Source organism: Luteimonas panaciterrae (genome assembly GCF_020511115.1).
Lineage (GTDB): Bacteria > Pseudomonadota > Gammaproteobacteria > Xanthomonadales > Xanthomonadaceae > Luteimonas > Luteimonas panaciterrae.
The window spans coordinates 591139-616273 of sequence record NZ_JAJAVH010000001.1 but is presented as its reverse complement, the minus strand read 5'-3'; the positions used below and the strand labels follow the sequence as shown (position 1 = coordinate 616273).

The window sequence follows — 25135 nt, the reverse complement described above, 5'->3', positions numbered from 1 at the left end:
ACGCCATCCCTGGCGCAACGTCACTGGCTTTCGGAGCGTCCGGCCCGGCCATCCATGGCCGGGCGTTCGGGAGCGCAGCAGACGCCTTGAAGGCGTCCGCTAAGCGTGCGCTCCCTCACCCAGCTTCGTTCCATCACAACTTGAACATCGACTTCAGAACTCGAACTTCGCCCGCGCGTACCAGAAACGGCCCGGCAGATCGTAGGTCGAAGCGTCGTAGCCGTTGAGCGAGCAGCTCAGGCAGGTCGGCGGATCCTTGTCACCCAGGTTGTTGACGCCGGCGGTGAGCTTCAAGCCCTTGGCAATGGCCGGGGTTTCCCAGGACACCTGCAGATCGTGATAGGTGACCGCGCCGAGGTGGTTGATGTCGTTACCACTGTCGTCGCAGATGGCAAAACCGTTCGCGCCGCCGCAGGATTCGTCCACGCCGTCGATGAAGCGCATGGACCAGGCCACGCTCCACGGACCGAGGCTCCAATCCGTCACCAGCGTCGACGTCCATTCCGGAATCGCGCTGTTGTTCACTTCGATGCCCGGCTGACGCGGCTCCAGCTGTCCCGTTTCGTTGACCAGCTCGTAGCGGGTCACCCACGTGTTCTTCCAGTCGAAGCGCAGGCGGCCCCAATTCTGCTCGGGCAGCGTCCAGGCGGCGGTGAAATCCCAGCCGTCGGTCTTGATCGTGCCGAGGTTGTCGAGGATGTCGTCGAAACGGATGATCTGGCCGGTCGAGCTGCGGCTGTACGCCGCGCACGCGGCCGGATCGGCGTTCGCGACGCAGCGGTCGAGGATCGCCTGCGCGTCCGGCGCCTGGATCGCGTCGGTGATCTCGTGCTTGTAGAACGTCACGCCGAGATCGAGCTTGTCGGACCACGATGTGTTGTCTGCGAACGACGGGCTCCACACCGCGCCCAGCATGAAGCTGCGGCTGCTTTCCGGCTTCAGCTCACCGTTGCCCGAGGTGACCACCGAAATCTGCGAGTTGGTCTGCTCGTAGCCCTGCGGCACACCGTTGGCGACGCACTCGGGCGTGACCGTGGCCAGCCCCGAGCAGGGATCCTGCAAGGTCGCATCGAAGCGGCTCAGAGTGCCGTACAGCTCGCCGATGGTGGGAGCGCGGAAGCCCTGCGCCCACGACGTGCGGATCAGGAACTCGTCGGTCACCTGCCAGCGCAGGCCAACCTTGCCCGTATTCTTGCTGCCGAAGGTGGAGTACTTCGAATAACGGCCGGCGAGGCTGAGGTCGAGGCTCTTGCCAAGGCCCGAATCCTTCATCAGCGGCACGCTGAGTTCGAGATAGGCTTCGTTGACGTCGTACTCGCCGGAAGTCGGGCCCGACGGCACGCCGTTGTACTCGCCCGCGACCGTGATCGGATCGGGCGTGTAGCTGCCTTCGTACTTGCGGTATTCGTAACCGGCCGCGAACGACAGCGGACCGGCCCACATCTCGAACAGATCGCCGGTGATGTTGGCCGAGGCGAGCGTCAGCTTGTTTTCGCTCTCGTCGCGCACGACCGGCTGGATCCAGTTCAACATGTCCTGCGTGATCGTGCCGGGGCCGCCGAAGATGTTCAGCGGCACGCAGCCCGGCGTCGCCGCGCACACGGCCGGATCGCCGAGGGCGAGGTTGATCTTGCGCAGGTTGTAGCTGCCGTAGTTGGTCTGATCGGCCTTGCTTTCGCTGCGCACGAAGTTGACGTCCCAGCTCCACGGCCGGTCACCGACGTTGAAGGTGCCTTCCAGGCCCGCGTTGACGTACCAGGTCTTGACCTTCTGCTCGTAGCGGCGCGGACCGCCCTCGACAGGACGACGGCCGATCAGGAACAGGTTCGGGCTGCTCCCCATCGTGGTGAGATCGAAGCCGAACGGGTTGTAGGCCTGGTTGGCGGGAATGACCAGCAGGCTCTCGGCCCACTTGTTGTACACGCCGGCATCGGTGCCGAGGAAGATCGGCTCGGGCGCGGCCTGATTGGCTGATTCACGCTCGTTGTACAGCGCCTTGGCGTAGCCGCTGAAGCTCGGCGTGAACTCGAAGCGCACCTGGCCGAAGATCGACTTGCGCTCGGAGGGCGTCAGCAGCAGGTTGTACGGCGCGAAGTTGAAGCGGTCCGGCGTGCCGAAGCAGTGGTAATCATCGGTGCGCGCGGTGGGGCAGTCCGGCTGCCCGCTGGCGTAGGTGGGATCGGTGATGCCGGTGTTGGGCGTGATGCTGTAGACCTGTCCGCTATTCGGATCCTGGAAGACGAAACGCCCGTTCGGCGTCGCCGAACTTCCGTTCGCCAAACCGGTGCCCGGCACCGGCTCACGCGCCGCCCAGTATTCCGACGACGAGATTTCCTTCTGCTTGTAGTACGACCCGGCGATGAACCACTGCGCGCGTTCGGTGGTACCGCCCCAGCTGATGTCGGCGCCATAGGTCTCGCCACCATCGAGCTTGCTGTTCTGGCCGTAGTGCACCTCGACGGTCGCGCCTTCGACGTTGCGCTTGGTGATGATGTTCACCACGCCGGCGATCGCGTCGGAGCCGTAGATCGACGAGGCGCCGTCTTCCAGCACCTCGATGCGATCGATGATGTTCAGCGGAATCGTGTTGAGGTCGACCGAGGCGCCCACGCCCGAGGCGGAGGATTCGTTGACCCAGCGGATGCCATCCACCAGCACCAGCACGCGCTTGGCGCCGAGATGGCGCAGATCCACCGTGGCCGCACCGGCACCGACGCCGCCGCCGTCCGGCGGGAAGCCGAAGTTGCCGCTGGAGTTGAACTTGGTGTTGAGGCCCGCGCCGCTGGCGGTAAGGTTCTGCACGATGTCGGCGACGGAGGTGAACCCGCTCCGGTCGATGTCCTCGCGGCTGAGCACCTGCACCGGGACCGAGGTCTCGAGTTCCGCTTTCTTGATGCGCGATCCCGTCACGGTGACGGTATCGAGGGTCTTGGCCTCGTCGGCCTGGGTCTGCTGGGGCTGCGCCTCCTGGGCTTGAGCCAGAACGGGCAATACACACAACAGCGACAGCTGGACTGCAACAGCCAGCCGATGGCGGGACAACGACTTCATCGGTTCTCTCCCGGATTTTTTGGTCTGGACGTCGCGCCCCTGTTCCCACGACGTTACGACTTTGTAAACAAGTCGACCGGCACATACAAGGCCGAAAGCACCGGTCGTGACCAAGACGTGCGTCAAAAATGTGCGAAAAATCCGGTTCACCTCCCTTCGGCTATAGTCCGCCGATGCCGAAATCACGACTCGTTCCGCTCATCGCGGCCGCCTTCACCTGCGCCGCACTCACCTGCGCCACGTTCGCCTGCGCCGCGCAGGGCCAGACCACCTCGTCCGACACCGCCATCCGCGCCGCCATCGAGGCCAGCGAGCGCGGACAGCCGGTCGACAGCACGCCATTCGCGCGCGATCCGCTGTTCGGCTGGCTCGAATACGCCGGGTTGCGCCGCAACATCGACACCCTGCCGAACACGCAGGCGCAGGCCTTCCTGAAGCGCTACCAGGGCCAGGCCGTGGCCGAGACGTTCCGCGAAGTCTGGCTGGCGGCGGCCGCGCGTCGTGACGATTGGCCGGCGTTTCTCGCCGCGTGGAAGCCCGGCATCAAGGACGTGAAGCTGCAATGCGCCGAACTCGACGCCCGTCAGGCCACCGGCCGCGCCGATGCGCAGTGGGTGTCGGATGCGCAGGCGCTGTGGCGCAACAGCGGCAAGCCGCTGCCCGACAGCTGCGATGCGCCATTCAACATCCTCGCCGCCAAGGGCGGGCTGCCCGCCTCTCTGCGCTGGGAACGCATCGACAAGGCCGCCGAGGAATGGCAGCCGTCGGTGATCCGCGCCGCCGCGCGCGGCTTGCCCGCCGAGGAATTCGCGCTCGCCAACGATTACGCCGCCTTCTTCGAAGCGGTCAACGATCGCGCGTTGAATTGGCCCAAGACTCCGCGCAGCCGCCTGATGGCCTCGCAAGGCCTGGCGCGGCTGGCGAAATCCACGCCGGTCGCCGCGGAAATGGCGCTGCCACGCTTCGCCCAGGCACTCGGCTTCAACGATGCCGAGCGCAATCGCGTGCTGTACCAGGCCGCGCTGTGGACGGTGGCCTCCTACGAACCCGACGCCGCACGCCGCCTCAACGCCGTGCCGGATGCCGCCTACGACGAACGCCTGCACGAATGGCGCGTGCGAGAAGCGATGACGCGCTCCGACTGGCCCGCCGCGCTCGCCGCCATCAAGAAGATGGGCGAGAAGCAACGCAGCGATTCGCGCTGGAGCTACTTCGCCGCGCGCCTGTCCGAACTCACCGGCAACAAGGCCGCCGCGGAACCGTTCTACCGCGCCGCCGCGACGAAATCGGATTTCCACGGCTTCCTCGCCGCCGATCGGCTCAATCTGCCGTACACGCTGTGTCCGTGGGACCCCAACGACAGCGAAAGCGCCAAGGCCGCGGTCGCGCGCGATCCCGCGCTGATCCGCGCGGTCGCTCTGAACCGCATCGACCGCACCAGCTGGGCGCAACGCGAATGGGACGATGCCCTGTCGCGCTTCGACGACACCCAGCGCCGTCTCGCCGTGGAAGTGGCGCAGGACAACGGCTGGTTCGATCGCGGCGTGTTCGGCCTGGTCAACGTCGGCGGCAAGAACTATCCGGACGAATCGCGCCTGTACACACTGCGCTTCCCGCTGCACCACGGCGACACCATTCGCCGCGAATCGGCCAAGAACACACTCGATCCGGCCTGGGTCGCCGCGGAAATCCGCGCCGAGAGCATCTTCAATCCGAGAGCACGCTCTTCCGCCAACGCAATGGGACTGATGCAAGTGCTGCCCGGCACCGGCGCCGGCGTCGCCAAGCGCCTTGGCATTCCTTACGCGGGCGCGAACAGCCTGTACGACTCCGACACCAACATCGCCATCGGCAGCGCCTATCTGCGCCAGATGCTCGACAAATATGGCCAGCCTTATTACGCCATCGCCGCCTACAACGCCGGTCCCGCGCCGGTGGCGCGCTGGCAGTCACAGCGGCCGGGCATGGATCCGGATTTCTGGATCGAAACGATCAGCTATAAAGAGACCCGCGAATACGTCGCGCGCGTGCTCGCCTTCAGCGTGCTCTACGATTGGCGCATGAATGGTGACGCCGTGCCGGTCTCGCAGCGTCTGCGCGGGCAAGCCCCCGACAAGCGCAAGAAATTCGTCTGTACCGCCACGAAGGCGACTTCTGGCTGATCACACCCGACTGATCACACGTGGCCCCGGCGAGGGGCAAGGCTCCTACAATGGGCCTTCCGCCTGACCGGAGCCACTCATGGGCCTCATCGACACCCTGCTCGGCCACGCCGGCGAAAAATCGATCGACGACATCCGCGAGGAATTCGCGCCGCTGCTGGCCCCGGGCGAAACCCTGCAACGCGCCTTCGGCCTGATCCGCGACCTGATCGTCTTCACCGACCGCCGCATGATCCTGGTCAACAAACAGGGCGTGACCGCGAAGAAAGTCGAATATCGCAGCGTGCCGTATCGCGCCATCGTCATGTACGCGCTGGAGACGGCGGGACACTTCGACCTGGAAGCCGATCTGCACATCTGGATCTCCGGCCAGGCCGCGCCGCTCGATCTGCACCTGGGCCGCAACTCCGGCGCCACCGACATCGTCGCGATCCTGGCGCAGAACACTTCGAAGTGACGCCGCGCCGGACATGAAGGCCTATCTCGTCGGCGGCGCCGTCCGCGACAAACTGCTCGGCCTCCCCGCGGGCGACAACGACTATGTGGTCGTCGGCGAAACACCGCAGGCGATGCTCGATGCCGGCTTCAAGCCGGTCGGGCGCGACTTCCCCGTGTTCCTGCATCCGAAAACCGGCGAGGAGTACGCGCTGGCGCGCACCGAACGCAAATCCGGACGCGGCTATCGCGGCTTCGTCGTCGACAGCGATCCGTCGGTGACGCTGGAAGAGGACCTGCAGCGCCGCGACTTCACCATCAACGCCATCGCGCAGATGCCGGACGGCGCGCTGATCGATCCCTATGGCGGTGCCCGCGACATCGAGGCGCGGGTGCTGCGCCACGTCGGTCCGGCCTTCGTCGAGGATCCGCTGCGCGTATTGCGCGCGGCGCGCTTCATGGCGCGGCTGGCCGATCTCGGCTTCACCGTCGCGCCGGAGACCATGGCGCTGATGCGCGAGATGACGGCCTCCGGCGAACTCGACGCGCTTGTGCCCGAACGCGTGTGGCAGGAACTCGCGCGCGTGCTGCGCAGCGCGCGGCCGTCCGCCTTCCTGCGCACGCTGCGCGATTGCGGCGCGTTGCGCGTTGTGCTGCCGGAAGTCGACGCGCTCTACGGCGTGCCGCAGCGCGCCGAATTCCATCCCGAGATCGATACCGGCATTCACATCGAACTGGTCTGCGACATGGCCGCCAGGCTCGCACCCGGCAACGATGTCGTCGGATTCGCCGCGCTCACCCACGATCTCGGCAAGGCGCTGACGCCCGTCGAGGAATTGCCGAAACATATCCTGCACGAACAGCGCGGCGCGGCGCCGTTGCGCGCCCTGAGCGAACGGCTGCGCGTCCCCGCCGAACATCGCGACCTCGCCCTGCTCGCCTGTCGCGAACACCTCAACGTGCATCGCCTGCTCGAACTGCGCAACGACACCGTGCACGATCTGCTCGCGCGCTGCGATGCCTTCCGCAAGCCCGAGCGCATTCCACTTCTCGCGCTCGTCTGCGAAGCCGACAAGCGCGGCCGCGCGGGACTCGCCGACCTCGACTATCCGCAGGGCCGCGAATTGCAGCGCCTGCATGCCGCCGCCGCGTCGGTGCGCGGCGCCGATCTTGCCGGCATCGGTCTTTCCGGCCCCGAACTCGGCGAAGCGCTGCGCAAGGCCCGCATCGCCGCGATCGCCGCGGCGCGGCGCTAGGCGAAGCAGCCTCCAAGCCATCCATCCGCCCCATCCAATGGCATATGCGGAGATATAACAGCACTGTTATATATCCGTCATGACCCTGCGCACCGCCACTCTCGGCACCCTGCTCCGGCACCTGACCGAAACCCTCGACGGCGCCGTCGAAGACACCTACGCCCGCATCGCCCCCGGCTATCGGCCGCGCTTCACGCCGATCGTCCGCGCATTGCTCGAACTCGGCCCCGCTTCGATCCGCACGATTTCGCAGCACGCCGGCATCACCCATTCGGCGGTCAGCCAGACCGTCTCGCAGATGACGAAACAGGGACTGGTGAAGTTGCGCCCCGGCGGCGACGCGCGCGAGCGCATCGTCGCGCTCACGCCCGCGGCGAAAGCGATCGTGCCGCGACTGAAACAGCAGTGGATCGCCACCAACGCGGCGGCGGAAGCGCTCGATCGCGAACTGTCGATGCCGCTTTCGGCCCTGCTGCATGAAGCGATCGAGGCACTGGAACGCCAGTCCTTCGGCGACCGGCTTGCCTCGATCGCGAACTCCCCCTCCTCCGACAAGGAAGCTTTCCGATGAAGCGGTATGCGCGCTCCCTGTTAGTCGCATTCGGCCTGCTCTGCACGACCGCAGTCGCGGCTCCGCCTCCCAAATCGGGGCTGCCAACACTCTCGCCGAAGACGCGAAGCGCCGCACTGGAAGCCATCAAGACGGAATTCCGCGAGCGCTATGTCTTCCCGGAGATGCGACCGAAGATCATCGAGCGGCTCGATCGCGAACAGCAAGCCGGCCGCTACGATGTGGACGATTCGTTCCTCTTCGCCGAACGCATCACCGAAGACCTGCGCGATGTCGCGCATGACCATCATCTGTCCTTGCAGGTCAATCCGGCTGCCTATGCCGCGGCGCTGGCGGCACCGGAAAGCGATGCGGGCGAAGACGCCTTCATGCGCAAACAGGCGATCCGCGACCATCACGGCCTGGTGGAGATGAAGCGCCTGTCCGGCAATCTTCGTTACCTGAAGATCAGCGGTTTCGAATGGGTGAACGATGAAACCGGCGCGGTCTACGACGATGCGATGCGCTTCCTGAAGGACGGCGACGCGATCATCATCGACCTGCGCAACAACGGCGGCGGCTCGCATGCCGCGGTACGCTACCTCGTCAGCCATTTCATGGACGGCGACACGCTGGAAATGACGTTCCTGGAAGGCTCCAAGCCGCCGGTGCAATCGCGAACGCTCGAATATCTCCCCGCGGGCCGGTTGAAGGGCAAGCCGCTGTACGTCCTGATCAACGGTTTCACCGGCTCGGCCGCGGAAGCCTTCGCCTACGACGTACAGCAGTTCAAGCTGGGCGAGTTGATCGGCGTCAAGACCGCCGGTGCGGCCAACAACAACAAGCTGCTGCCGGTGGCGCCGGGCTTCATCCTCAGCGTGTCGTATGGCCGACCCGAGCATCCGGTCAGCCACGGCAACTGGGAAGGCGCCGGCGTGGCGCCGGATGTGGAAACGCCTTCCGCGCAAGCGTTCGACGTCGCACAGGTGCGCGCGCTGGACCGATTGTCCGCCGATACCAAAGCGACGCCCGAGGCGCGCACCGAATATGCGTGGGCGAAGACGGGCGTGGAGGCGCGATTGCATCCGGTTGCGCTCGCGCCTTCGGTGCTCATGGCGCTGGCGGGACGTTACGGCGCGCCCGGCACGGGCCCGGCGCCGATCGAGATCGCGTATCGCGACGATGCGCTCTGGCTGGTGCGGCCCAACCGACCGGCGGCACGCCTGTCACCGCTGACGCAGGACGGCCTGTTCTCCATCGAAGGCAACGACATCATGCGCGCGAGGCTCAACGGGAAAACACTCGAGCTCTATTGGCATGACGATCCCGCGCCGCGCGTTTATCCGCGTGAGCAATAGTTCCACTCGAGATAGAGAGATGTCGTCATTCCAGCGAAAGCCGGGATGACGATCTGCAGGCTTCATAGATCAGATCTTCAACCGCCAGCCGCGCCGATCCATCCAGTACACAATCCCCCACCACACCGCGACGAACGCCAGTGCGAACGTCAGCGACGGCAGATAGGGGCCGAAACGCGGCGTCATCCACTGCGCGAAGCCAATGCGATACAGCGGCTCCCACCAGCCCGGGGCCAGCAACACGTAGACCATCAACGCCGAGCCCGCGAACGCCGCGATGGCGTTGACGCCGAAGCGACGGCCGAGTGGCGGCCAGCCCCAGCGATCGATCGCCACGTGACAGGCCGCGAGCGCGAGCATCGCCCATCCACCCGTCCACAATACGTAGGACGAGGTCCACAGATTCTTGTTGAGCGGAAACACCAGTGCCCATGCGCCACCGAGTGCAAGCGACAACAAACCACCGATCCAGAGATACCTGCTATTGCCTTCACGCAACCAGGCACCGGCGCGCACACCGAGCAAGGCGGTGGCGATCGCCGGCAAAGTGCTGAGCAAACCTTCCGGATCGTGACCATGTCCGGTGGCGGCATCGAACTTGTAATTGAGCGACCCCAGCAACACGGTATCGACACGACTGGCGAGATTGGTCCAGGGCGCATACGACCCCCCGGCCGTGAGCAAGGCCCAATAACCCAGCAGCAAGGCCACCAGTACACACCATTGCGTGCGAGCCCGAACCTGGATCGCCAGCAAACCGGCTGCCGCGAAGCACACGCCGATCCGCTGCAGCACGCCCCACGGACGGAAATAGTCGCGATCGAGCACGATCCACGCGATCAGATGCAGCAGCAGCCCCAACCCGACGATGCGTGCCGCGCGGAGGAGCACCTCACGCCGCAACCGGCTTCGATCGACTCCCCGCTCCATGCGTGGCGCGATACCGAGCGTGATCGACACGCCCATCACGAACAGGAAGGTCGGAAAGATCAAGTCCGTCGGCGTGCAGCCATGCCACTCCGCATGTTCGAGCGGTGCATAGACGTGCCCCCAATCGCCCGGATTGTTGACCAGCAGCATCGCCGCGACCGTAAGACCGCGCAGCGCATCGACAGAAGAAAAACGCGGAATCGCCGCAGCCGATTCGCTCGCGCCCATGCTGATCAGGCGGCGATGCCGCCAATCCACGTGCGAACGACCTGCATGCTGTCGTCGAACAGCACCAGATCGGCGTGATAACCCGCCGCGATGCGGCCATGCGTCTCGCCGAGACCGAGGAACTGCGCCGGATACGTCGAAGCCATGCGTGCCGCTTCCGCCAGCGACAATCCGAGCATGTCGACGGCGTTGCGCACCGCGGTCGCCATGTCGAGCGCCGATCCCGCCAGCGATCCGGCGGCATTGCGCACCACGCCGTCCTTCACGGTGATCACTTCACCGTACAGTTCGTAACTCGGATCGTTCGCGCCCACCGGCGGCATCGCGTCGGTGACCAGGAATATCTTCCCGCGTGGCTTCGCCGCCAGCGCCACACGCAGGCTGGCCGGATGCACGTGCACGCCATCGACGATCACGCCGCACCAGCTGTCGCGATCCTCCATCGCCGCGCCCACCGCGCCGGGCTCGCGCCCCTGCAGCGGCGACATCGCGTTGTAGAGATGGGTGAAACCGCTGACACCGGCTTCGAGACCCGCGCGAATTTCATCGTAACTGCCGGCGGTATGGCCCGCTGCCACTATCGCGCCGCGTTCCACCAGCGCGCGGATCGAGGCGACCGGCACCTGCTCCGGTGCCAGCGTGATCAAGGTGATGCCTTCATCGAGCGCGGTCACCGCCGCGAGTTCTTCCGCATCCGGCACACGGAACTTGCCGACGTCGTGCGTCCCCTTGCGCGCGGGTGCGAGGTACGGACCTTCGAGATGGATGCCGAGCACGCCCGGCACGCCTTGCGCGATCGCGTCTTTTGTCGCCGCGATCGCCTTCCGCATCACCTCGAGATCGTCGCTGATCAGCGTCGGCAGGAAGCCGGTCGTACCGAAGCGGCGATGCGCCGCTCCGATGCGGCGAATGGCGTCGACATCGGGCGCGTTGTTGAACAGCACGCCGCCGCCACCGTTGACTTGCGCATCGATGAAGCCCGGCAGCAACGTGCCACCCTGCAGGTCGTGACGCTCGGCATCGCGCAGTCGCGCATCGTCCTCGCGCACGACGGCGACGATGCGGCTGCCTTCGACGAGCACGGCCAGACCGTCACGAATCTCCTCGTCCGCCAGCACGCGACCATTCACCAACGCATCGAGCTTGCCAGAAGCCGACATCACACCGTCTCCGTCACCTTGTTCAAATGCGGCGGCATGTCCGGATTGCGGCCGCGACGCAGCGCCAATGCATTGATGGCGCGATAGAAGCTCTGGATCGTCAGCAACGGCGCGCACACCGGATGCGGCGCCGGTTGCAACGGCAAGGCCTCGCCGGGCCTCGCCGAAGGATCGCCGCGCGTGGCGGCCACCCAGACCGGCGCGCCGCGCGCGCGGAATTCCTCCGCGAGCGCCAACGTCCCGGCTTCGGTTTCATCCGGCTGCGCGAATGCCAGCACGGGGAATCCCGGCCCGACCAGCGCCATCGGCCCGTGCTTCACTTCCGCCGAGCTGTAGGCTTCGGCATGCAGGCCGCAGGTTTCCTTGAACTTCAATGCCGCTTCCTGCGCCGCGGCCAGGCCCAGTCCGCGACCGAGCACGAACAGGTTGCGCGCATCCGCGAGGCCATCGATCAATGGCGACCAGTCCATCCGCCAGGCTTCGCGCAAGGCGTCCGGCAACGCATCGAGCGCATTGATCAGTGCCGCGTCGCGTTTCCAGTAGGCCGCCAGCTGCAAGATCGCCGCCAGCGAGGCCAGATAACTCTTGGTCGCGGCGACGCTGCGCTCCTCGCGCGCGCGCAGCGGCAGCACCACCTCCGCCAATTGCGCCAGCGGCGAATCCTCGACATTCACCAGCGCCACCACGCGCGCGCCGCCTTCGCGGGCCGCTTCGGCATTGCGCAGCAGATCGGGACTCTTGCCCGACTGCGAGATCACCAGATACAACGCGCCGCGCACGCTCTGACGTGCCGCGTACACCGATCCCACCGAGGGCGAGGCCGAAGCCGTGACGATGCCCAGCTGCGTCTCGAACAGATACTTGGCGTAAGTCGCCGCATGATCGGAACTGCCGCGCGCGCAGGTCACCACGAACGGCGGCGGCGACTGCCGCAATTGCTCGCCGAGCGCACGCACGACATCGATGTTGCGCATGTACTGGCGCGCGATCGCATCGCAGGATTCCGCCGCCTCGCGAAACATCCAGGTCTGCTCGGGAGCGGGCAATCCACCGGCCACCGCCCCATTGGGCACGTCTGACATCACTTGATCAATCCTCGCTGCGCGCGGCCACGCGCGATTGCACCGGCGGCGCGGTGGAACCGCGCACCACCAATTGCGGCACGAAACCCTGGTTGTGGACGACGAACGGATGATCGTCGTAGGCGTCCTGGCGCAGCCCGCTGATCAGCAGGCGCGCGGCATGACGCGCGATGTCCTCGGTCGCCTGCTTGGCCGTGGTCAGCGCCGGCCACGACTGCTTCGAGAACGGGCTGTCCTCGAAACCGGCGATCGACAGGTCGTAGGGCACGCTCATGCCCGCCGATTTCGCCGCCGCCGACACGCCGGCGGCAATCTCGTCGTTCGAGCCGAAGATCGCGGTCGGTGGCGAACGCAGCGCCAGCAGGCGGCGCGCGCCACGGAATCCGTCGTCGAAGGTGTAATCGCCCGGCACCACCAGATGCTTGTCCAGCGTGATGCCGTAGTCCTTCAGCGCTTCCTCGTAGCCGCGATAACGCTCCGTGCTCGATCGATGCGCCAGGCCACCCCACAGGAAGCCGATGCGCTGATGGCCAAGCTGGATCAGGTGCTCGGTGATTTCGTAGGCCGCATCACGATCGTCGACGAACACGCAGGGGTGGCCGTCCTTCGGATCCTCGGTCGCGGCGATGATGCGCACGAACTTCACGCCGCGCGCGGCCAGTGCCGCCACCAGATCCGTCGACTCCGACATCGGCGCGGTCAACACCAGACCGGCCAGGCGCGAACGCCGCACCCACTCGCTCAGCTCGTCGGCGAGCAGCGGTGAACTCGAATCGCAGGGATGGATCTGCAGATCGAACCCGGTCTCGCGGCAGGCCGCCAGTACGCCGTTCTGCACGCCGATGATGTGATAAGGATTCGGGTTGTCGTAGATCAGGCCGATCACGAACGGCGTCGCGCTGCGCAGATTGCGCGCGGACGGATCGGGTTCGTAATCGAGTTCCGCGATCGCGTGCAGCACGCGCGAGCGCGTGGCCTGCATCACCGACGGCTCGTTGTTGATCACGCGCGAGACGGTCTTCAGCGAGACCTTGGCTCGCTCGGCGACGTCCTTGATGGTCGGTCTTCGCACGGGACCTCCGGTTCGATCGTCCACGGGCCGTCAGTCCTTCGGCAGACCGACGCGATGGCCGCGTCGCGCATAGTAAAGAATGTAGAGGTAGCACGGCACCATCAGCAGCAGGAACACCAGCTGGAAGTGCAGGTGCTGCTTGAGCATCGCGAACAGCTGCGGGATGACCGCACCGCCGGCGATGCCCATGATCAGCAGCGCCGAACCACGCTCGATCAGGCGTCCCAGCCCGTGGATCGCCAGCGGGAAGATCGCCGGCCACATCATCGCGTTGGCGAAACCGAGCGCGGCCACGAAACCGACCGAGAGATAGCCCGTCGTGAAGTACGCGCCGAGCGTGAACGCGACTCCCAGGATCGCGGAAATCGCCAGATAGCGCTGCTGCGAAATGAATCTCGGGATCGTCACGAAGCCCACGATGTAGCCGAGCAGCATGCCGCCCAGAGTGAACGACGTGAAGAACTTGGTCTGATCGACCGGAATGTTGAATCCGCTGCCATAAGTGCCGATCGCATCGCCCGCCATCACCTCGGCACCGACGTAGACGAAGATCGCCAGCGCACCCAGCCAGACGTGCGGGAACTGGAACAAGCTCTTTCCGTCATCCGCACCCGCGTTCGCGCCGCGCTCGGCGCGCACATCCGGCAATGGCGAGAACAGGATGGCGACACCGAGCAATGCAAGCACGCCGGCCATCAACAGATAAGGCGTATGGATGCTGGCGGCGAATTCGTTGAGAAGGCGCTCCTTGCCGGCGGCATCGGCGGCGGCCACCTGGGTGGCGATGTCGCCCATGCCGTGCAGCACCACGGTGCCCAGCACGATGGGCGCGAGGATGCCAGCGATCTTGTTGCAGATGCCCATCACCGCGATGCGCTGCGCGCCGCTTTCGATCGGCCCCAGCACACTGATGTAGGGATTGGATGCCGTCTGCAGGATGGCAAGACCGGCGAAGATCACGAACAGCCCGCCCAGCGCACCCGGATACCAGCGCTGCGTGCAGAACTGGCCGAACGCCACGGCCCCGACCGCCATCACCCACAAGCCGATGGCCATGCCCTTCTTCATGCCGGTGCGATCTAGGATCGCCGACGCCGGCAATGCCCACACGAAGTACGACAGATACGCCACGAACGTCACCAGGAACGCGTTGACCACGTCGAGATCGAACGCGAGCTGCACGAACGAGATCAGCGGCCCGTTGAGCCAGGTGAACCAGCCCATGATGAAGAACAGCCCGCCGATGATCGCGATCGAAACGATCGGGCGCGCGGCGGCGGACGGGGATGCGGCGGCTGTGGACATACGCGGTGGCTCCTGCAGCGGGCGGTAAAGCGGGCGAAGGAATTCTCCGTGACCCGGATCATCCCAGGAATAACGTTGTCATATTTTTACCGTGGCGGCCACGGTTTCCGCACAAACGAAAGCTTCGTTTCCGCGCGGATTACTGTTGCATCGCAACATCGAAAGCGCGCTCGCCCTCGTCATTTCGAATGAAAATCCCCATGGTTTCAGCCAAATATTGATTTTTGTCACATTTTGCTGGCGCCGGCCGCCGCGATTTTCCCGGCGCCACGAAAGCTGGCGCGGCGCATCGTGACGACTTGTTGACAACGTTGTCAAACCACTTCCACACTCCGCCCCGCGCTGACGCTGCCAACCGCAACGAGCGCGATCGGGAGGGAGTACGCAGTGTCCGCAATCGCAAGACCCCCAGCGGTGGATGCCACGGGTGCGGCGACGCAACCGTTCATCGCCGCGGACGTCGGCGGCACCCATGTCCGCATCGGACTCGTCCGTCCGGGCAGTGATGCGACCCGCCCGATCGAAGTGCTCAGCTACCGCAAGTACGCCTGCGCCGCGTTCGCCGGCCTGGCCGAGATCATCGAGGACTTCCTCGGCACACTCGACGGCGTGCGCGTGGACGCCGGCGCGATCGCCAGCGCCGGTTATCTACTCGGTGGGCCTGATGGCGATGAAGGCGATGGCACTCTGATCACCGTCAACCTGCCCTGGCCGGTCTCGCTGAAGGACATCCGCGAGCGCCTGGGCTTCCGCGAATTCCGCCTGGTCAACGATTTCGAAGCCGTCGCGCATGCGGCCGCGCACATGGACGCCAGCGAAGTGCTGCGCCTCACCGGCCCGGAAACCTCGCCGCGTGGCCCGACGCTGGTGGTCGGCCCCGGCACCGGACTCGGCGCCGCGGTCTGGATTCCGACCGCACACGGCGCCGTGGTGCTCGCCACCGAGGCCGGACAGGCCGCGCTGACCGTCGGCAACGACCTCGAGATGGCGCTGCTCAAGCAGATGCTGTCGCAGCGCACGCACGTGCCGGTCGAGCACGCGCTCTCCGGCCCGGGACTGATGAACCTGCACAACGCGCTGTGCACGCTGCGTGGCGTCACCCACGACTACACCTCGCCTGGCGACATCACCGCGGCGGCATTGTCCGGCCGCGATGCGAACGCGCGCGACAGCCTCGCCGTGTTCTGCGGCCTGCTCGGCGGCACCGTCGGCGACATGGCGTTGCTCTACGGCGTGCAGAGCATCTATCTGGCCGGCGGCATCCTGCCGCAGATCCGCGAATTCCTGCTGCAAAGCAGCTTCGTCGAACGCTTCCTCAACAAGGGCGTGATGCGCGAGGCGCTGGAGTGCATCCCGGTGAAGCTGGTCGAGCACGGCCAGCTCGGCGTGATCGGTGCGGCGCACTGGTTCCTCGCCAGACGACAGACGTGACGAAACAACGCACTCCACATCAAGGGGAAAAATGGTGTGGAGAGCGGCGGCACAAGAGGGCGGCGGGCATGCATCCGACGCTTGGCATTCATCAACATTGATGGGAGAGAGACCATGACGACCCGTAAATCCGCTCTGTCCGTTGCGATCGTGACCTGTCTCGGCTTCGCCGCGCAGGCGCATGCACAGGAACAGTCACCGCCACAAACCGAGACAGCGCCGCAACCGCAAGCGCAAACACCCACCGCGACCGATCTGGACACCGTCGTCGTGGTCGGTATTCGCGGCAGCGTCGAGAAGTCGCTCGACACCAAGCGCAACTCGGTCTCGCACGTCGAAGCCGTGACCGCCGAGGACATCGGCAAGCTGCCGGCCCGCAACGTGGCCGACACGCTGCAACGCCTGCCCGGCGTGAATATCAGCTCCTCCAGCGCCACCGAAGGCGGCTTCGACGAGAGCGACCGCATCAGCCTGCGCGGCACCAGCCCGAGCCTCACCCAGACGCTGGTCAACGGACACACCGTCGGCACCGGCGACTGGTTCGTGCTCAGCCAGGTGCAGACCGTGGGCCGCAGCGTCAGCTACAGCCTGCTGCCGGCGGAAATCGTCAGCCAGGTGGTCGTGCACAAATCGTCGGAAGCCAAGCTGGTCGAAGGCGGCAGCGCCGGCTCGGTGAACATCATCACGCGCCGGCCGCTGCAGTTCGCCGATCAGATCACCACCGAAGCCACGTTCGGCGAGGTGTACGCCGATCTGCCGGGCAAGACCGACCCGCAGTTCAATGGCCTCTTCAACTGGAAGAGCGCCGATGACAATGTCGGCGTGATGCTGCAGGCGTTCTACGAGCGCCGCAATCTGCGCCGTGACGGACAGGAAGTGGTGGGCGGGTTCTCATCGATCGCCGCCGACAGTGCGGCCGCGACCGCGAATCCCGACCTGGCTGGCGTGCTCTATCCGAACCTGGTCGGCGCGGTGCTGTTCGAACAGGAACGCACGCGCAAGGGCGGCGTCCTCGACATCCAGGTGAAGGCGAACGACAACCTCACCCTCGGCCTCAACGCGTTCTACTCGAAGCTGGAAGCGGACAACTACAACCGCAACTACATGATGTGGACCAGCCAGTTCGCGCCGAACTTCGCGCCGCTGCCCGGTTATCGCGTCGAGAACGGCATCCTGACGCACGCGCAATACGCGCCGACGAACTCCGATCCGATCGTGCCGTTCGGCGTCTACGACCAGATCTCGCGTCCGAACGCCAGTTCCGAATCCAAGTACGTCACCGCCGATGCCGATTGGCAGGTCAGCGACAGCTTCCATCTCAACATGCAGGTCGGCAAGACCGAAGGCCACGGCCGCAGCCCGACGCAGGACGTGATCGAACTCGGCACCGCCGGCAACGCTGGCGCGAGCTGGACGATGAACGGCTACGGCAATCCGCTCGACTGGTCGCTCGGCGGCGACAACAGCTCGCCCTCGGGCATCCGTCCGCAGAACGGCTGGATCTTCGGCGGCCAGGGCATCGATGTACTGGATGAAGAAAAGTGGGCGCAGGCCGACGGCGAAGTCACCTTCCTCGAAGGCGTGCTGTCCTCGCTCGATTTCGGCCTTCGCTATTCCGATCACACGCGTGAAAGCCTCAACGAAATCGCACAGGGCCCCAATTTCGCCACCGACTGGCAGAACCCCGCCAACTATCCGACCTCGCACAGCAATTATCCGAACGATTTCGGCAGCGGCATCGGCGGCAACGTCCCGGGCGGCATCTGGTACTGGACGCCGGAACAGTTGAAGCAGATCAACGCGCAGTTCGCCAACCGCGATCCGGTGGCGCGCTTCTACTGGGCCGACCTGTACAGCGTGCAGGAAAAGACCGGCGCGGCCTACATCCAGGCCAACTTCCAGGGTGATCGCTGGAGCGGCAACTTTGGTCTGCGTTACGTGCGTACCCGCGCGGACATCGACTACAACACGGGCGTTCCGGAAAAGAACACGGTGCAGGGTCCCATCACCGGCTCGGCGTTCGGCAACTACTACAAGAACCGTTACGAGAACACCTACAGCAAGTTGCTGCCCAGCGCCAACTTCAAGTACGACCTCACTGACAGCCTGGTACTGCGCCTGGCCGGCTCGCAGACCCTCACCCGTCCGGACTTCTCGGCACTGGCCGGCTCGGTCTCGCTGGACGACCTGACCCATAGCGGCAGCGGCGGCAATCCCGAACTCGATCCGATCATCTCCACCAACTTCGACGCCTCGCTGGAGTGGTACTTCGCCCCGCGCGCCCTGCTCGCAGCCAGCGTGTACTCGATGCGCCTAAAGGATTACGTCACCTTCGGTAACGAGGTCCGTACCTACCTCGATCAGCAAGCCTCTCAGGGTGGAACCCAGGTGTTCTCCGATTACACGGTCTCTGTGCCGGTCAATACGGACGCACGCGTAAAGGGCGTGGAACTGACCTACGAGCAGCCGATCGGCGAGAACTTCGGCATCTCGGCCAACTATACCTATGCCGACAGTGATTCCGACGGAGACAAGCCTGTCTACGGCACATCGCGTAATACCTACAACCTTTCCGGTTACTTCGAGAACGAGCTGTTCAACGCACGTCTGAGCTATACGCACCGTTCGGAGTTCTACGCGGGCGTGAACCGCAACGACGACTTCTTCCAGGACAGCATCGGCAACCTGTCGGCCTCGATCGGCTACAAGATCAACGATCTGGTGACGGTGAGCCTGGACGGCCTGAACCTCAACGATCCGAAGCTGAAGTACTACAGCCAGGTCAACGGCGAGGGCCGCAAGCTGCCGTACGCGTTCTACGAGAACGGCCGCCAGTACTACCTCAACTTCCGCTTCAAGTTCTGACGCTTCAAGTTCTGACGTTTCAAGCTCTGACGCCCCTCCCAACCAAGGTGTCGGTCTCGCGGGCCTGGACTTGTCCGGGCCCGTTTTTTTCCGCGATGCTTGCACTATTGCCGATGGTGACGATATGAACCGTTCGCTCTTCCACGCTTTCACTGTCTGCGTCCTGCTGCTGGCATCGCCGCTGGCCTTGGCCGCGCCGGCGCTGATTCCGGCACCGGCGAAGCTGCAAGCCGGCGACGGCGCTTTCGTCGTGGATGCGCGGACACCGGTGCATGCGGAAGGTGCCGCCGCGCGGGCGGTAGCAGAACGTTTCGTCGAATACGTCGCCCGCACGCGAGACCTCAACCTGCACATCGCGTCGAAGCGGGCGAACGGCGGCATCGTCTTCGCCATCGATCGGAAAGCCTCTTCCAATCCGGAAGGCTATTCGCTGCAAGCCGACCGCAACGGCGTCATCGTGAAAGCGCCGGACGCGCGCGGGTTGTTCTACGGCGCGATCACGCTTTGGCAGTTGCTCGAAGCCGGTAGCGACAACGCGCTGCACGTGCCTGCCGTTCGGATCGATGACGCACCGCGCTTCGGCTGGCGCGGACTGATGCTCGATTCCGCGCGGCATTTCCAGACCATCGAGGAAATCAAGCAGTTGATCGACGCGATGGCGCTGCACAAGCTCAATGTCTTCCACTGGCACCTCACCGATGACCAGGGCTGGCGCATCGAGATCAAACGCTATCCGAAGCTCACCGAGATCGGCGGCTGCCGCGTGCCGGCCGGTGACGCCGGTATCGGTGCCGACGGCAAGCCGCATCAATACTGCGGCTACTACACGCAGGAACAGATTCGCGACGTCGTCCGTTACGCCGCCGAACGCCAGATCACGGTCGTTCCCGAAATCGACGTACCGGGACATGCCACCGCCGCCATTGCCGCCTATCCCGAGCTTGGCATCTCCGGCCAGGCGTTGTCGGTGGGCAACGACTGGGGCGTGTATCCCAACCTGTTCAAGCCCGACGATGCCACGATGACGTTCCTGGAGAACGTGCTGACCGAAGTGATCGCGCTGTTTCCGGGGCGTTACATCCACATCGGCGGCGACGAGGCGGTGAAGGACCAATGGCAGGCCTCCGCACAGGTGCAGGCGCGCATGCGCGCGCTGGGCGTGCGCGACGAGACCCAGCTGCAAGCGTGGATGATCGCGCGCCTGAACCATTTCCTCGAAGCACACCAGCGCCGCCTGATCGGCTGGGACGAAATCCTCGATGGCGACCTGCCCGCCGACGCCACGGTGATGTCCTGGCGCGGCATCGAAGGCGGCATCGCCGCGGCGCGCGGCGGACACGATGCGGTGATGACGCCCTCGAACCTGCTTTACCTCAATCGCCCGCAGAGCGACCTGCCGAACGAGCCGCCGAGCCACCCTGGCACCACCACGTTGCGGCACATCTACGACTACGAGCCGGTGCCGGCGACGCTCGCGCCCAAGCAGCGTCGCCACATCATCGGCGTGCAGGCCAATCTCTGGACCGAGCATGTGCGCACCTTCGCGCGCGTGCAGCACATGCTCTTCCCGCGCCTGGCGGCGGTCGCGGAGATCGCCTGGTCGCCGGCCGAACGCAAGGACTATCGCGATTTCCTCACGCGTCTGCCGGCACAGCTGCCGCGATACCGGCAGCTCGGCATCGCCTACGCCGAGACGCCGTTCCAGGTGTGGATCGACGGCGCCGGCGATATCCCGGATGACAAGGTTTCGATCACGCTCTCCAATCCCTCCGGTTACGAGGACATCCGCTATACCACTGACGGCAGCGCGCCTACAGCGCAGTCACAGCGCTATACCGAACCGTTCGTGCTGAAACTTCCGGCGGAAGTGAAAGCGGCAGTGTTCGTCGCCGAGCAGGCTGTGGTCGCCGCCAGCGCGCGCGACTTCGATCCGGTCTCGTTGCGCACGCGTGGCAACGCGATGCTCGCCTCGTGCAATGGCGAAGCAATGCTGCGCATCGAGGATGATGGTCCACGCGAGGGCGAGCGCGCCATCTTCGGCGCCGACATCCTCAATCCCTGCTGGCTCTGGCCGAAGGCCGATCTGCGCGGCATCGCCGCCATCGAGGTGCGCGCGGGGCGCCTGCCGTACAACTTCCAGCTCGCCCATGACGAGGCCAAGCGCAAGTTCCAGCCCGCCGCGTCACCAGCAGGCGAGCTGGAGATCCGCGCCGGTTGCGATGGCGAGGTGCTGGGCCGCGCGCGTCTACCGGCGCGACCGGGTGCCGACGGCTTCGCGACACTGAAGCTGCCGCTGCCACTGCGCAAGCAGGTCGCAGCGCAGGATGTGTGCATCGTCTTCACCGGCGACACGCGACCGGCGATGTGGGTCGTGGACCGCGTCACGCTGCTTCCCGGCAAACGGGCCGCAACGCGACGCGCGCGCTGACGTCACGCACGGCTGCGCGCGTGCACGCTCACGCGCGCGGCGCGGCCTTCCGCTCCAGATGCACCAATAAATCTCGCAGCGGCGTCCATGCGACGCCCCATCCCGCCAGGATGCCGAGCAGATCGGCGATCGCATCCCAGAAATCCGCGGCGCGCGTCGCCGTGAGAGCTGCCTGTGCGAACTCGATGGCGATCCCCAGCACGAGCAACCCCACCGCGACACGGAACAAAGACCGCTGGGTCGAATAGAGCTGCACCGCGCTCGCCATCAACACGAAATAGGCAAGGAAATGCTGAACCTTGTCGCCGCCTGGCGGTGTCTCGGGCAGATCGGCGGCCGGCACCAGGCAGACGACCACGGTCACGATCACCGCCAGCCACCACAGCGCCAGCCAGAAACGTGGATATCGCAACGGTTTCAGCGAAGAAACGGCGCTCACAGACGGAAACTCAGATCGCCGGCGAGGAACGCCGTACCGAATTCGACGCCGCACGCGAATCCCATCGCCTGGAAACGTTCGCCCATCGCACCCGGCAGCGTCAGCTGCTGCACCTGCTGCCGCAGCGAATACCGCGCCGCCTCGGTGGGCGCGCGCGCTTCCTGCTCGGCCAGCCGCTGCTCCAGTCCGTTGCCGATCAGGAAACTCGCTTGCGAGCAATAACCGGCGAAATCGAACCCAGCTTCGGTGCCGGCTTCCGCCAGCGCAGTGAAATCCACCGAGGCGGTGATGTCCTGCAATCCCACGCGCGCATACACGTCGTTGACGACATGGTGCCGATAGAACGCTCGCAACGTGCCGTTGCCGCGCGATGCCGCGTAATACTCGCGACGCGGATAGCCGTAATCGACAAACAACATGGCGCCGGAATCGAGCCCGCCGATCACCGCCTGCACCCAATACGGCAACTGCGGCAACAGCTCGGAGCGATAGCCATCGGCGAACGGCCCCGGCCCTTGCCTCTCGACATGACGCACCGCCGCCGCCAGCAACGCATCGGCTGGCCGCTCCGTGCGCACGAAGTCGCCTCCGCCATCGAGCGCGACGAATTCCTCGAACACTTCGCCATCCCGCAACGTGAAGCGCGAGGTCGGCAAGGCATCGATTACTTCATTGGCGAACAGCACGCCGTTCCAGGGCTCCTGCACCGGCCCGTCCAGCCATTCCACGCACGCGAACACCGGCGGCGTCAGACGGAGACGCAGATGCTCGCGCTGGCGTTCGCGCAGATCGGCGCTGGGCTCGAGGATCGCGTAACGCGCCGGCATCGCGTCGATCGCCATCAGGCGCTTGATCGCATACTCGGCGAAGGCGCCACTGCCGCCGCCCAGCTCCAGGAATTCCGCGCGCCCGCAGATCTCGCGGATCACCGGCGCCACCGCCTCGGCGACGCATTCGGCGAACAGCGAACCGAGTTCCGGCGCGGTGACGAAGTCACCAGCACGGCCGAACTTCGCCGCACCGGCGCTGTAATAACCCAGGCCTGGCGCATAAAGCGCCAGTTCCATGAAGCGATGGAACGGGATCGCGCCGCCAGCGGCGACGATCTGCGCGCGGATCAACTCGCGTAAACGCGCGCTATGTGCCGAGGCCTCGGCGTCTGGGGGAATCAAGGACATGCCATCAGCATAAAGCGAAGCGGTGCGCCATCGTGTTACCAGTGCGCATGCCGTTGATCGGCCAGCAGGGTACGGTGAGCGAGTGACAAGGAGTCCCCGCGCGCCCTGTCGCACCGTGCAGCTTCTGCACGTATCCTGTGCCCATGCCGGAACCGCAATCCGCCCGCCCCGTCGCCCTGATCACCGGCGCGGCACGCCGCCTCGGTGCCACCATCGCGCGCACGCTGCATGCGGGGGGTTACGACCTCGCCCTGCACTACCGTGATTCCGCCACCGAGATGGAAGCACTGGCCGCGGAACTGGAAGCGCGACGCGGCGGCAGCGTGCTGACGCTGCAGGCCGATCTGGCCGAATTCGATCGCATCCCGGAACTCGTGGCCCGCACCGTCGGCCGCTACGGCCGGCTCGATGCGCTCGTCAACAATGCTTCGACGTTCACGCCCACGCCGCTCGGCACCGCCACGCCGGCGCAATGGGATGCGCTGTTCACGTCGAACGCGCGCGCACCGTTCTTCCTGGCACAGGCCGCGGCGCCGCATCTGAAGGCGTCGCGCGGCGCCATCGTCAATCTTGCCGACATCTACGCCGAACGTCCGCTGCGCGACCACACGATCTACTGCATGGCCAAGGCCGCACTAGTGATGGCCACGCGCTCGCTGGCCCTGGAGCTCGCGCCGGAAGTACGCGTAAATGCGATCGCGCCTGGCGCGATTCTCTGGCCCGATCAAGGCGATGCGGCCAAACAGCAGGCGATCCTAGCGCGCACGCCATTAGGCCGCACCGGCACGCCCGAAGAAATTGCCGAAGCCGTGCGCTGGCTGTTGCAGGATGCGACCTACACCACCGGGCAGATCATTCGCCTCGATGGCGGGCGCATGCTCGAAACCTAGCCGAGCATCTCAGTTCAAATTCAGGAACCCGGATGTTCAAGAACCTCATCCCCAAGATTTTTTACGATCGGCTACAAGACGGGCTCGAGTTCTTCGTGGACGGCCTGGGATTCGAGGTGCTTTACCAGGATGCGGACATGGCCGTCATCGCGCGCGACGGCGCCAAGGCTTACATCGTCCAAAGTCCGGAGTACGCCGCGAAAGATCGTCCGGAGCTTGGAATCGACACGGATAACGTCGATGCGATATTCAAAGAGATGTCCGCACGCGCACCGCATCTGCTGCATCCGAACTCGAATACCGTTTCGCGCAGACCGTGGGGCTCGCGGGAGTTCGCCATGCTGGACAAGACCACGGTGTGCGTGATCTTTCGTGAGTGGCCGGCTGAGGACTGAAACACCCTACAGGTCATCCGGCCCCGGAATCGCGGCGCAACCCGGCATCACTCAACTCAGAGCGCGCCGCCTTCACTCGAAACCGGCTCCATCACCGCATCGCGCTCGGGCGATTGCGCCCATAACTGCGCCAATGTCAGCCCGCTACGCGGCTCGACCACATCCGGTGCGATCTCCGCCAGTGGCCGTAGCACGAACGCGTGTCGCAACTCGGCGCGTGGCAGTTGTAGATGCCCCGGCCCTTCCAGCACCAGGTCATCGTAGAGAACAAGATCGAGATCGAGCGTGCGATCGCCAAAGCGCGGCCCGCTGCGATCGCGGCCATGCGCATCCTCCAGCGCATGCAGCCAGGCATCGAGCGCGTAAGGATCGAGATCCGACTCGATCCTGGCCGCGGCATTGAGGAAATCGGCGCCGTCGAAACCAACCGCGCGCGTCCGATACACCGCCGAGAATGTCGCACCAGGAAAGCGCTCGCGCAGCGCGGCGAACGCCGCCGCGATGTGCTTTTCCGCCTCGACGTTGCTGCCGAGGCTCAGATAGGCCGTCCCCATCAGGCGGCGCTGCGCTCGATGATCACGCCGACCGCCCTGGCGCCACGCACCGCACCGGGCTTGCTCAGCTTCAGGCGCACGCGGGCGACGCCGAATTCCTTCAGCACGATCTCGGCGCAGCGTTCGGCCAGCGTTTCCACCAGCCCATAGTCGGATTGCGAGACGAACTCGATCAACCGTTTGCTGACGTCCTTGTAGTTGAGCGTGTCGGCGATGTCGTCGCTCGCGGCCGGCTTGCGATTGTCGAAGTCCATTTCGAGATCGAACAGCAACGGCTGGCGGATGCGGCGCTCCCAGTCGTAGATGCCGATCAGTGCCTCGATCTCGAGGGCTTCGATGAAGACTTTGTCCATGACTCCGGAGGGC

The 25135-nt window shown here is 65.4% G+C and carries 20 protein-coding genes; 10 read left to right on the top strand and 10 right to left on the bottom strand.

What is annotated here, in order from left to right; all coding sequences use genetic code 11:
- Window positions 1–153: 153 nt before the first annotated feature.
- On the bottom strand, window positions 154–3051 hold the full coding sequence (locus LG367_RS02730; protein WP_226467671.1) for a TonB-dependent receptor plug domain-containing protein: 2898 nt from the start codon (window positions 3049–3051) through the stop codon (window positions 154–156).
- Between the two features lie 173 nt (window positions 3052–3224).
- Between LG367_RS02730 and LG367_RS02725 the strand changes: the two genes are divergently transcribed.
- The 5 genes from LG367_RS02725 (at window position 3225) to LG367_RS02705 (ending at window position 8812) form a co-directional block, all read left to right on the top strand.
- Entirely contained in the window at window positions 3225–5213 is a 1989-nt protein-coding gene (locus tag LG367_RS02725) for a lytic transglycosylase domain-containing protein (protein ID WP_226467670.1), read from the top strand.
- 79 nt (window positions 5214–5292) lie between these two features.
- A complete protein-coding gene (locus LG367_RS02720) occupies window positions 5293–5670 on the top strand; it encodes a PH domain-containing protein (protein ID WP_226467669.1) in 378 nt (125 codons plus the stop codon).
- 13 nt (window positions 5671–5683) lie between these two features.
- Window positions 5684–6904: a multifunctional CCA addition/repair protein gene (locus LG367_RS02715; protein WP_226467668.1), complete on the top strand. Its 1221-nt coding sequence runs from the start codon at window positions 5684–5686 to the stop codon at window positions 6902–6904.
- Window positions 6905–6983: 79 nt separating this feature from the next.
- Window positions 6984–7475, top strand: a complete 492-nt coding sequence (locus tag LG367_RS02710; RefSeq protein WP_226467667.1) for a MarR family winged helix-turn-helix transcriptional regulator — start codon at window positions 6984–6986, stop codon at window positions 7473–7475.
- Window positions 7472–8812, top strand: coding sequence for a S41 family peptidase (locus tag LG367_RS02705; RefSeq protein WP_226467666.1), 1341 nt, complete (start codon window positions 7472–7474; stop codon window positions 8810–8812). Before LG367_RS02710 ends, LG367_RS02705 begins: the two co-directional genes overlap by 4 nt.
- A gap of 69 nt (window positions 8813–8881) precedes the next feature.
- Here the strand turns inward: LG367_RS02705 and LG367_RS02700 are convergent, their stop codons facing one another.
- The 5 genes from LG367_RS02700 to LG367_RS02680 are packed head-to-tail and all read right to left on the bottom strand — an operon-like array spanning window position 8882 to window position 14589.
- Window positions 8882–9970 (bottom strand): acyltransferase family protein, encoded by a 1089-nt coding sequence (locus LG367_RS02700; protein WP_226467966.1) that lies wholly within the window; start codon window positions 9968–9970, stop codon window positions 8882–8884.
- Window positions 9971–9975: 5 nt separating this feature from the next.
- Window positions 9976–11130: an N-acetylglucosamine-6-phosphate deacetylase gene (gene nagA, locus LG367_RS02695; protein ID WP_226467665.1), complete on the bottom strand. Its 1155-nt coding sequence runs from the start codon at window positions 11128–11130 to the stop codon at window positions 9976–9978.
- On the bottom strand, window positions 11130–12212 hold the full coding sequence (locus LG367_RS02690; RefSeq protein ID WP_226467664.1) for an SIS domain-containing protein: 1083 nt from the start codon (window positions 12210–12212) through the stop codon (window positions 11130–11132). The genes nagA and LG367_RS02690 overlap by 1 nt, the downstream gene beginning before the upstream one ends.
- 7 nt (window positions 12213–12219) lie before the next feature.
- Window positions 12220–13284: a LacI family DNA-binding transcriptional regulator gene (locus LG367_RS02685; RefSeq protein WP_226467663.1), complete on the bottom strand. Its 1065-nt coding sequence runs from the start codon at window positions 13282–13284 to the stop codon at window positions 12220–12222.
- A 30-nt stretch (window positions 13285–13314) separates the two neighbouring features.
- Window positions 13315–14589: a sugar MFS transporter gene (locus LG367_RS02680; RefSeq protein WP_226467662.1), complete on the bottom strand. Its 1275-nt coding sequence runs from the start codon at window positions 14587–14589 to the stop codon at window positions 13315–13317.
- A gap of 387 nt (window positions 14590–14976) precedes the next feature.
- Here LG367_RS02680 and LG367_RS02675 point away from each other — a divergent pair, with 387 nt between their 5' ends.
- From LG367_RS02675 to LG367_RS02665, 3 genes are all read left to right on the top strand, one after another.
- Entirely contained in the window at window positions 14977–16020 is a 1044-nt protein-coding gene (locus LG367_RS02675) for a glucokinase (RefSeq protein ID WP_425490891.1), read from the top strand.
- Between the two features lie 114 nt (window positions 16021–16134).
- Window positions 16135–18885, top strand: a complete 2751-nt coding sequence (locus LG367_RS02670) for a TonB-dependent receptor (protein ID WP_226467661.1) — start codon at window positions 16135–16137, stop codon at window positions 18883–18885.
- 124 nt (window positions 18886–19009) lie between these two features.
- Window positions 19010–21313, top strand: a complete 2304-nt coding sequence (locus tag LG367_RS02665) for a beta-N-acetylhexosaminidase (protein WP_226467660.1) — start codon at window positions 19010–19012, stop codon at window positions 21311–21313.
- Between the two features lie 28 nt (window positions 21314–21341).
- Here LG367_RS02665 and LG367_RS02660 read toward each other — a convergent pair whose 3' ends face one another.
- Both LG367_RS02660 and LG367_RS02655 read right to left on the bottom strand, forming a co-directional pair.
- Window positions 21342–21752 carry a VanZ family protein gene (locus LG367_RS02660; protein ID WP_226467659.1) on the bottom strand — a complete coding sequence of 137 codons (411 nt, stop codon included), beginning with the start codon at window positions 21750–21752 and terminating at the stop codon, window positions 21342–21344.
- Window positions 21749–22930 (bottom strand): class I SAM-dependent methyltransferase, encoded by a 1182-nt coding sequence (locus tag LG367_RS02655; RefSeq protein ID WP_226467658.1) that lies wholly within the window; start codon window positions 22928–22930, stop codon window positions 21749–21751. Before LG367_RS02655 ends, LG367_RS02660 begins: the two co-directional genes overlap by 4 nt.
- Window positions 22931–23073: 143 nt before the next feature.
- On the opposite strand from LG367_RS02655, the gene LG367_RS02650 reads away from it, so the two are divergent.
- Together LG367_RS02650 and LG367_RS02645 are read left to right on the top strand one after the other, a co-directional pair.
- Window positions 23074–23820, top strand: a complete 747-nt coding sequence (locus LG367_RS02650; protein WP_226467657.1) for a pteridine reductase — start codon at window positions 23074–23076, stop codon at window positions 23818–23820.
- Window positions 23821–23852: 32 nt separating this feature from the next.
- Window positions 23853–24215 carry a VOC family protein gene (locus tag LG367_RS02645; RefSeq protein ID WP_226467656.1) on the top strand — a complete coding sequence of 121 codons (363 nt, stop codon included), beginning with the start codon at window positions 23853–23855 and terminating at the stop codon, window positions 24213–24215.
- A gap of 56 nt (window positions 24216–24271) precedes the next feature.
- Here LG367_RS02645 and folK read toward each other — a convergent pair whose 3' ends face one another.
- Both folK and folB read right to left on the bottom strand, forming a co-directional pair.
- Window positions 24272–24769: a 2-amino-4-hydroxy-6-hydroxymethyldihydropteridine diphosphokinase gene (folK, locus tag LG367_RS02640; RefSeq protein ID WP_226467655.1), complete on the bottom strand. Its 498-nt coding sequence runs from the start codon at window positions 24767–24769 to the stop codon at window positions 24272–24274.
- The gene (gene folB / locus LG367_RS02635) at window positions 24769–25122 is read right to left on the bottom strand and encodes a dihydroneopterin aldolase (RefSeq protein ID WP_226467654.1); all 354 of its coding nucleotides are present in this window, start codon (window positions 25120–25122) and stop codon (window positions 24769–24771) included. Before folB ends, folK begins: the two co-directional genes overlap by 1 nt.
- Window positions 25123–25135 lie beyond the last annotated feature (13 nt).

What these genes read in the sequence shown, in the direction of transcription:
- LG367_RS02715 (WP_226467668.1), top strand. Translation starts at nt 5,684, where the DNA reads ATGAAGGCCTATCTCGTCGGCGGCGCCGTCCGCGACAAACTGCTCGGC.
- LG367_RS02710 (WP_226467667.1), top strand. Translation starts at nt 6,984, where the DNA reads ATGACCCTGCGCACCGCCACTCTCGGCACCCTGCTCCGGCACCTGACC.
- LG367_RS02650 (WP_226467657.1), top strand. Translation starts at nt 23,074, where the DNA reads ATGCCGGAACCGCAATCCGCCCGCCCCGTCGCCCTGATCACCGGCGCG.
- LG367_RS02705 (WP_226467666.1), top strand. Translation starts at nt 7,472, where the DNA reads ATGAAGCGGTATGCGCGCTCCCTGTTAGTCGCATTCGGCCTGCTCTGC.
- LG367_RS02725 (WP_226467670.1), top strand. Translation starts at nt 3,225, where the DNA reads ATGCCGAAATCACGACTCGTTCCGCTCATCGCGGCCGCCTTCACCTGC.
- LG367_RS02690 (WP_226467664.1), bottom strand. Translation starts at nt 12,212, where the DNA reads ATGTCAGACGTGCCCAATGGGGCGGTGGCCGGTGGATTGCCCGCTCCC.
- LG367_RS02680 (WP_226467662.1), bottom strand. Translation starts at nt 14,589, where the DNA reads ATGTCCACAGCCGCCGCATCCCCGTCCGCCGCCGCGCGCCCGATCGTT.
- LG367_RS02655 (WP_226467658.1), bottom strand. Translation starts at nt 22,930, where the DNA reads ATGTCCTTGATTCCCCCAGACGCCGAGGCCTCGGCACATAGCGCGCGT.
- folB (WP_226467654.1), bottom strand. Translation starts at nt 25,122, where the DNA reads ATGGACAAAGTCTTCATCGAAGCCCTCGAGATCGAGGCACTGATCGGC.
- folK (WP_226467655.1), bottom strand. Translation starts at nt 24,769, where the DNA reads ATGGGGACGGCCTATCTGAGCCTCGGCAGCAACGTCGAGGCGGAAAAG.
- LG367_RS02730 (WP_226467671.1), bottom strand. Translation starts at nt 3,051, where the DNA reads ATGAAGTCGTTGTCCCGCCATCGGCTGGCTGTTGCAGTCCAGCTGTCG.
- LG367_RS02665 (WP_226467660.1), top strand. Translation starts at nt 19,010, where the DNA reads ATGAACCGTTCGCTCTTCCACGCTTTCACTGTCTGCGTCCTGCTGCTG.
- LG367_RS02670 (WP_226467661.1), top strand. Translation starts at nt 16,135, where the DNA reads ATGACGACCCGTAAATCCGCTCTGTCCGTTGCGATCGTGACCTGTCTC.
- LG367_RS02700 (WP_226467966.1), bottom strand. Translation starts at nt 9,970, where the DNA reads ATGGGCGCGAGCGAATCGGCTGCGGCGATTCCGCGTTTTTCTTCTGTC.
- LG367_RS02720 (WP_226467669.1), top strand. Translation starts at nt 5,293, where the DNA reads ATGGGCCTCATCGACACCCTGCTCGGCCACGCCGGCGAAAAATCGATC.
- nagA (WP_226467665.1), bottom strand. Translation starts at nt 11,130, where the DNA reads ATGTCGGCTTCTGGCAAGCTCGATGCGTTGGTGAATGGTCGCGTGCTG.
- LG367_RS02645 (WP_226467656.1), top strand. Translation starts at nt 23,853, where the DNA reads ATGTTCAAGAACCTCATCCCCAAGATTTTTTACGATCGGCTACAAGAC.